Below are 1,236 nucleotides of genomic sequence, written 5' to 3'. Positions count from 1 at the left end.
TTTCCCTTCGATGTTCGGAAGCGGGTTTTTATGCCCGCCTCCGTTTCATCCTGATTACGCGATGATCTTGGCGACGACGCCGGCGCCGACGGTGCGGCCGCCTTCGCGGATGGCGAAGCGCAGCTTCTCTTCCATCGCGATCGGCGCGATCAGCTCGACCTCGAACTTCAGGTTGTCGCCCGGCATCACCATCTCGGTGCCCTCGGGCAGCTTCACCGTCCCGGTCACATCCGTCGTGCGGAAGTAGAACTGCGGGCGGTAGTTGGCGAAGAACGGCGTGTGGCGGCCGCCTTCCTCCTTGGTCAGGATATAGGCTTCGGCCTCGAACTTGGTGTGCGGCGTCACCGATTTCGGCTTCACCAGCACCTGGCCACGCTCCACGCCGTCACGGTCAACGCCGCGCAGGAGCGCGCCGATGTTGTCCCCCGCCTCGCCGCGGTCCAGCAGCTTGCGGAACATCTCCACGCCGGTGCAGGTCGATTTCGAGGTCGGGCGGATGCCCACGATCTCGACTTCGTCGCCGACGTTGATCACCCCGCGCTCGACCCGCCCGGTCACCACCGTGCCGCGGCCCGAGATCGAGAACACGTCCTCGATCGGCATCAGGAACGGCTGGTCGACAGCACGCGCCGGGGTCGGGATGTATTCATCCACCGCCGCCAGCAGCGCGCGGACCGAATCCTCGCCGATGTCCTTGCGCTCGCCGATCAGCGCCTGATGCGCCGAGCCCTTGATGATCGGGATGTCGTCGCCGGGATAGTCGTAGGACGACAGCAGCTCGCGCAGCTCCATCTCGACCAGTTCCAGAAGGTCCGGGTCGTCCACAAGGTCGACCTTGTTCATGTAGACGACCATGTAGGGAATGCCCACCTGGCGGCCCAGCAGGATATGCTCGCGCGTCTGCGGCATCGGGCCGTCCGAGGCCGCGCAGACCAGGATCGCGCCGTCCATCTGCGCAGCCCCCGTGATCATGTTCTTCACATAGTCCGCGTGGCCGGGGCAGTCGACATGCGCGTAGTGGCGGTTCTCGGTCTCGTATTCCACATGCGCCGTCGAGATCGTGATCCCGCGCGCACGCTCTTCCGGCGCGCCGTCGATCTGGTCGTAGGCCTTGAATTCGCCGAAATACTTCGTGATCGCCGCCGTCAGCGTCGTCTTGCCGTGGTCAACGTGACCGATCGTCCCGATATTGACGTGCGGTTTGTTGCGCTCAAACTTTGCCTTTGCCATCGTGGC

Annotated in this window: 1 protein-coding gene; it reads right to left on the bottom strand. The window is 64.5% G+C overall.

Going from position 1 to position 1,236, the window contains the following annotated elements; all coding sequences use genetic code 11:
- Positions 1-54 precede the first annotated feature (54 nt).
- Positions 55-1,230: an elongation factor Tu gene (tuf, locus tag ABNX41_RS21820; protein ID WP_438671777.1), complete on the bottom strand. Its 1,176-nt coding sequence runs from the start codon at positions 1,228-1,230 to the stop codon at positions 55-57.
- Positions 1,231-1,236 lie beyond the last annotated feature (6 nt).

The sequence above is a fragment of the Pseudogemmobacter sonorensis genome (assembly GCF_042762395.1).
In the GTDB taxonomy this organism is placed as follows: Bacteria; Pseudomonadota; Alphaproteobacteria; order Rhodobacterales; family Rhodobacteraceae; genus Pseudogemmobacter; species Pseudogemmobacter sonorensis.
The sequence above is the reverse complement of the archived record's forward strand: the minus strand, read 5'-3'. Positions and strand labels throughout refer to the sequence as shown.